Source organism: Methylobacterium sp., assembly GCF_019750675.1.
GTDB lineage: Bacteria > Pseudomonadota > Alphaproteobacteria > Rhizobiales > Beijerinckiaceae > Methylobacterium.
In genome coordinates this window covers 1-5,813 of sequence record NZ_JAIEOF010000429.1, presented here as the reverse complement: position 1 = coordinate 5,813, position 5,813 = coordinate 1, and the positions used below count along the sequence as shown (strand labels likewise).

General features: G+C 72.6%; 6 protein-coding genes. 2 read left to right on the top strand and 4 right to left on the bottom strand.

What is annotated here, in order from left to right; translation table 11 throughout:
* Positions 1-25 precede the first annotated feature (25 nt).
* Together ccmA and ccmB are read left to right on the top strand one after the other, a co-directional pair.
* A complete protein-coding gene (gene ccmA, locus K2X24_RS22500; protein ID WP_292501300.1) occupies positions 26-673 on the top strand; it encodes a heme ABC exporter ATP-binding protein CcmA in 648 nt (215 codons plus the stop codon).
* Positions 673-1,338: a heme exporter protein CcmB gene (ccmB, locus tag K2X24_RS22495; protein WP_292501298.1), complete on the top strand. Its 666-nt coding sequence runs from the start codon at positions 673-675 to the stop codon at positions 1,336-1,338. The genes ccmA and ccmB overlap by 1 nt, the downstream gene beginning before the upstream one ends.
* Positions 1,339-1,342: 4 nt before the next feature.
* On the opposite strand, the gene opgC is transcribed toward ccmB, so the two are convergent.
* The 4 genes from opgC to K2X24_RS22475 all read right to left on the bottom strand — a co-directional run.
* Complete coding sequence (gene opgC, locus K2X24_RS22490) at positions 1,343-2,542, bottom strand: OpgC domain-containing protein (protein WP_292501296.1); 1,200 nt, start codon at positions 2,540-2,542, stop codon at positions 1,343-1,345.
* Positions 2,543-2,668: 126 nt separating this feature from the next.
* Complete coding sequence (locus K2X24_RS22485) at positions 2,669-3,841, bottom strand: L-dopachrome tautomerase-related protein (protein ID WP_292501294.1); 1,173 nt, start codon at positions 3,839-3,841, stop codon at positions 2,669-2,671.
* 37 nt (positions 3,842-3,878) lie between these two features.
* Positions 3,879-4,865 carry an SMP-30/gluconolactonase/LRE family protein gene (locus tag K2X24_RS22480; RefSeq protein ID WP_292501292.1) on the bottom strand — a complete coding sequence of 329 codons (987 nt, stop codon included), beginning with the start codon at positions 4,863-4,865 and terminating at the stop codon, positions 3,879-3,881.
* A gap of 61 nt (positions 4,866-4,926) precedes the next feature.
* A partial coding sequence (locus tag K2X24_RS22475; protein WP_292501291.1) for an L-dopachrome tautomerase-related protein occupies positions 4,927-5,813 on the bottom strand: 887 nt, incomplete at its 5' end.

The following is a 5,813-nucleotide window of genomic DNA, read 5'->3' as shown; positions in this document are numbered from 1 at the left end:
CGAGGCTCATGATTCAGGACCCCCCGTGCGGCTGACCGCTGAAGACCTCGCCGTCCGCCGCTCCGGCCGCCGCATCTTCTCGAACCTGTCCTTCGCCCTCGGGCCGGGCGAGGCGCTGATGGTGACGGGCCGCAACGGCGCCGGCAAGTCGACGTTGCTGGCGGTGCTGGCGGGCCGGCTCAAGCCGGAGTCCGGGACGGTCACGGCGAGCGGGATCGGCGAGGCGACCCTGTCCGAGTGCCTGCACGTGGTCGGCCATCGCGACGGGCTGAAGAGTCCGCTGACGGCCGAGGAGAATCTCGCCTTCGCCCGCGACCTCCTCGGCGCGCCGACGGCGAGCCCCCGCGCGGCCCTGGACGCACTCGGCCTCGGCCACGCCCTGCGGCTCCCCGTTGCCTACCTTTCCGCCGGTCAGCGGCGGCGGGTGGCGCTGGCCCGCCTCCTCGTCTGCCGGCGCCCGCTCTGGCTCCTCGACGAACCGACGGCGGCCCTCGATGCGGCCTCGCAGGATGTCCTGGCCGGGATGATGGCCCGCCACCGGGCGGAGGGCGGCCTCGTCATCGCGGCGACGCACCAGGCCCTCGGCCTCGCCGACGCGCGGGAACTGCGGATCGAGGCGCCCGACGCAAAGGCGGCTCGGCCGGCGGTCGCGGCCGACGAGGTCTGGTGGTGATGCGCGCCCTGAGGGCCCTCGTCGCCCGCGACCTCGCGCTCGCCGCCCGCGTCGGCGGCTCGGGGGCGCTCTCCCTCGTGTTCTTCCTGATGATCGTCGCCCTGGTGCCCTTCGCCCTCGGCCCCGACCTCAACCTGCTGTCGCGGATCGGTCCCGCGATCCTGTGGCTCGCCGCCGTGCTCTCGACCCTGATCGGCCTCGACCGCCTGTTCCAGGCCGACGAGGAGGACGGCTCCCTCGACCTGATGTCCGGTTCGCCCGCCCCCCTGGAGGGAGTCGTGCTCGCCAAGGTGCTGGCCCACTGGCTCACCACCGGCCTGCCGCTGGCGCTGGCCTCGCCCCTGTTCGGGCTCCTCGTCGCCCTCGACGGCCGGGCGATGGCGGCGACCGCCCTCACCCTGCTGGTCGGCACCCCGGCCCTGACCTTCGTGGGCGCGGTGGGCGCGGCGCTCACCGCCTCCATCCGCCGTGGCGGGCTCATCCTGGCGGTCGTGGTGCTGCCACTGATGATCCCGACGCTGATCTTCGGCGTCTCGGCCAGCGAGGCGGCGCTGGGCGGTACCGTCCCGTTCACGACACCCTTGGCCATCCTGTGCGCCTTGAGCCTGATCGCGGGCGTGATCGGGACGCTGGCCGCCGCTGCGGCCCTGCGCTGGTCGGAATAGGGGTTCAGGCGGTCGTCGAGCGTGGGCCGTGCGCCGCGCCTGCCAGCCCGTCCTGGCCCGCCGTCGCGCTCCGGTCGGGAGTCGCCGGACCGCGCATCGGCCGGCTGGCGGGACCGGCGATCCGCAGGGCGATGCCGACGAACAGGACGATCATACCCGCCTCGAGAATCAGCATCGGCAGCCAGGCGTCGTCGAGGGGAATGGACGCGAGATCGAGTGCCTCGCTGGTCACCACGGCCCCGATCGCACCGGCGGTGAAGACCGGCAGGGAACTCCGGCCGAGGCGGCTCAGCAGGTGGTCTCGCGGTACCTGGTGCAACAGGCGGATCAGCGGAGCCCGCGGCAGCGCCATCACCACGTAGGCCAGGGCGAGGAGGTGCAGCAGCCGCAGGGGCGACTGATAGGTCTTGCTCGCGCCGAGCCAGAACGCGTCGTTGCGCGTCGCGGCCCAGTCCGCTGCCGGCGGCCAGAGGCGGACCACCACCACGGTGAGGACGAGATAGCTGGCGAGGTAGGCCAGCGCGACCCCCGTCAGCCACCGGTTGCGCGGCAGGGTGACGCCGTCCACCATGCCCTGGCCGATCGCGATCCCGATGGAGAAGACGAGCATCCAGGGCAGGATCGTCAGGGCGATGGGCACGCCCGTGAGGCTGTTGCTCACCACCAGATCGAACTGGCCGGCCGCGAGCCAGACGAGCAGCGCCGGCGGCAGCGGCGCCCAGAACCGCCATCCGGCGAGACGCAGGAGGAGGGGCGAGACCAGCATCAGGGCGACGTAGAGGCGCAGGACGGCGGAGTAACCAACCGTCTGGCGCAGGGTCAGCGCGTGGCCGAGCACGCTCGGAAAGCCGTGGTCCCGCAGCAGGCCTAGTTCGTCCGCATGCACGCCCGCGACGCCGCGCAAGGCGAGGATGGCCGCCAGGATGCCGAGCGTCGACAGGATGATGACGAGGTCGAAGGCGTAGATCCGGACCGCCCGCCGCCAGAGATGGGCGATGATGTCCGGGACCCGGCGCCGCGACGCCCGACTCCCCGCGAGGGCGATGGAGATGCCGCTGAGCAGGACGAAGATGTCGGCGCTGTCGGAGAAGCCCAGCCGGGACGGCGAGACCGCCGCGAAGGCCCCCTCCTCGATGTGATTGACGAAGATGTTGATCAGGCAGAGGCCACGGATGGCGTCGATCGTCGTCCGTCGCTGCGGCATGCCCTCGTCCCGATGCGGTTTACACGCAAAGGTGATACGAGCCGACGCTTAAAGTTGTATTGCAACCACGGGGCGCATGGCCGGGGCGATGCCCGGCCGTTCCTCCGGCCGGACGATCCGCGCGCCTCAGGCCGGATCGGCGTCGATCCGCATGCGCAGGACGGCGTAGGGCGGTTTCTGCAGGTCCTCGCCGCCGTTGTATTCCGGGCGCCGGTTCACCTGGGCGGACGAGATGTGGAGCCAGCGGTCTGGGGTGATCCAGAAGGTGTCGGCCCAGATCAGGCGCGGGTCGGAGGCGATGATCTCCACGGTGCCGTCGGGGTCGCGCCGGCCCACCGCGTTGAATTCCTGCATGGCGAGGTAGACCCGGTCCTTCGAATCGGTGGTCAGGCCGCCGGTCATGCCCTTCTCGCCGAGATCCGTAACGCCGGCCGCCACGCCCGCGTCGCTGGTCTCGGGATCGAGGAGCGCGGCGGTCTCCACCGCGTACAGGCGGCGCCCGATCAGAGGGGCGTAGTAGAGGCGCCGGCCATCGGGGCTGAGTGCGATGCCGTTTGCGCCGCCCTGGACCGGGCGCGGCGGCCCCTCCCCCTTGCGCTGCACCACCGCGCGGTCCTCGACGATCTTCAGGAGGCCCTTCTGCGACTTGGTGCTGGCGTGGCCCGCGAGGCGGCGCACCACCCGGCCGCTGGCGAGGTCGACCGCCAGGATGGCGCCCTCCCCGTCCTGGCCCTGGTCGGTGATGTAGGCACGGGCATAGCCGCCGCGGATGTCCACCCGCAGGTCGTTGAGCGACGAAGTCGAGGTGATGCCGGCCTCCAGCGGCACCACCCGGCGGATGCGGTTGTCGGCGAGGTCGATCTGCACCAGCTTGGCGCCGCCCTTCACCGGCGGGCCGGAGCCGTCCGGCAGGCCGGCATCCAGGCACCACAGGGTGTCGTCGCGGTCGAAGACGCCGTTGGGCACGTGGAACAGGCGCGCCTGCGGCTGCTCCGGATCGGGCTGGTTCGTCGCCATGTCCGGGTAGGGCCGGACCGCGCCGTCCGTCAGCACCTCGCCGAGGGTGAAGGGCACCTTGGCATCGAAGCGCGGCATCATCACGAAGCGCCGTCCGCCGGCCGAGATGGCGAGGCCGGTGGGTGTCGAGGGCGCGTTCGCCGTGAAGGCGAGTTCGAGCCCGCCCGCCGCCCGGCGGGTGACGACTTCGGGAGGCGGCGCGGCGGCGGCCTCGCCGGGCAGGGAGAGGGCCGCCGCACCGGTGAGGCCGGCGGCGAGAAGGTCACGGCGAGCGAGCGTCATGGCGCGATCCGGTGAGTAGGGGCAAAGGAACGGTGGCTCAGCCCCGTGCGGGGCCGCGCACCTTGAGGTCGATGGCGAGGACGCGAGCGCCCGCGCCGATGAAGAGGGTCCGGCCGTCCGGTCCGCCGAAGGCGACGTTGGCGGCGTCCGTGGCGGTGGCGATGCGCCCGAGGGCCGTGCCGTCGGGCGCGTAGATCCGCACGCCGTCGAAGCAGGCGACGTAGACCCGGCCGTCGGCATCCACCGCGAGGCCGTCGGGTACGCCGGCCTCCACGGTGGCGAAGGGTTTCGGCGCGCCGAGCCTGCGGCCCTCGACCACCGGGAAGGCCAGGATCGTGCGGGCGCCCTCGGGATTCTTCAGGGCGGCGCCGGTGTCGCTGACGTAGAGGCGGGTCCCGTCCGGGCTGAAGGCGATGCCGTTGGGCTGGCCGACGGCGTCGGTCATGGCCTCGACCCGGCCGGCCGGATCGATGCGGTAGACCCGCCGGGCCGCTTGCGCGGGCTTCGCCATCAGGCCCTCGTCCGGCATGGTGATGCCGAACACCGGATCGGTGAACCAGATCGCCCCGTCCGGTGCCAGGGCGGCGTCGTTGGGCGAATTCAGCGGTTGGCCTCCGAAAGCGTCGGCCAGCACCGTGAGGCGCCCGTCCGGCTCGCGCCGCACCACCCGGCGCCCGCGATGCTCGCAGGTGACGAGGCGGCCCTCGCCGTCGAGGGTGTTGCCGTTGGCGTTGTTCGAGGGGTCGCGGAACACGTGCGTGCTGCCGTCGTCGGCGATCCGGATCATCCGGTTGGCCCGGACGTCGCTGACGATCAGGCCCCCGAGGTGGCCCGCGTAGCACAGGCCCTCGCACCAGCGCCCGCCCGCGTAGAGCGTGCGCAGCGGCGCGCCGGGGTCGAGCACGTCGCGCAGGCGCGGATCGTCGACCCGGACGATCGGGGCCGCTGCGGCCGGCCACGCTCTCAGGGCGAGCGCCGCTCCTGCGCCGCCGAGCAGCGCGCGTCGTCGTATCGTCGGCATCATTCCTCGATGGGCCTCGGAGGTGGCAGCGCGCCGCCCCATCGCGGGTGCGGCGCGTCGTGGCTCAGCGGGCAGCGGGGGGCGGCGCGGTCGAGCCCATGGCGTCCGCCGTTCCCGGCTTGAAGCTCCACAGCTCGGTCGGCAGGGCCGCCGGCGCGTCGGGCTTGTAGAAGGCCGAATCCTGGATGTGCGAGGTGGTGACGTAGAGCGTCCCGTCGGGCCCCTCCGCGAAGGTGTCGGGCCAGCGCAGGCGCTTGTCCTGCACCACGGTCCTGAGGGCACCGCCCTTGTTCGACAGGTCGCGGACCTTGATCGAGTCGTCCTGCGGCGAGGTGACGTACATCCGGCCGTCCTTGCGCGAGATGATGAGGCCGTCGGCCGGGCCGTTCTCGCCCACGGTCTCGATGCGGCCCGCCACGCTCTTGTCGGCCAGCGTCGTCGGCATCAGCGCCGTGGTGATGCCGCCCGCCAGGGTCTCGGTGGGCAGGCTGTAGAGCGTCTTGCCCTTGATCGCCTGCCAGTACAGCGTCTTGCCATCGGGCGAGAGGGCGATGCCATCGGCGGCGAACTCGACGCCGCGCCCGTCCGGGCGCCGCAGGGGCTTGCCGTCATAGGTCACGGTCACGCTCTTGTCCGGTTGCGTCGAGGGGTCGCCGTCGAGCACCCGGTGGGCCCGGCCGCTGTCGAGGTCGACCACCACCAGGGCACCCTTGGCCCCGGAATCGGTGAGATAAGCGGTCTTGCCGTCGGGCGAGAAGCGCACGTCGTTGAGGTAGGAGCCCTGAGGCGCGACGCTCTCGTCGAAGGCGATGGTGCGCGCGGGCTGATTGGTCGTCAGGTCGATCTCGACGAGCTTCGGGCCACCGGGCACCAGGGCCGCCATGGCGGGGGCCGCCGGATCGAGCACCCAGAGGTTGCCGTTCGGGCCGGCCACGACGCTCTGGACGCAGA

Coding starts and splice junctions, on each gene's coding strand:
- ccmB (WP_292501298.1), top strand. CDS start 673: ATGCGCGCCCTGAGGGCCCTCGTCGCCCGCGACCTCGCGCTCGCCGCC.
- opgC (WP_292501296.1), bottom strand. CDS start 2,542: ATGCCGCAGCGACGGACGACGATCGACGCCATCCGTGGCCTCTGCCTG.
- K2X24_RS22485 (WP_292501294.1), bottom strand. CDS start 3,841: ATGACGCTCGCTCGCCGTGACCTTCTCGCCGCCGGCCTCACCGGTGCG.
- K2X24_RS22480 (WP_292501292.1), bottom strand. CDS start 4,865: ATGATGCCGACGATACGACGACGCGCGCTGCTCGGCGGCGCAGGAGCG.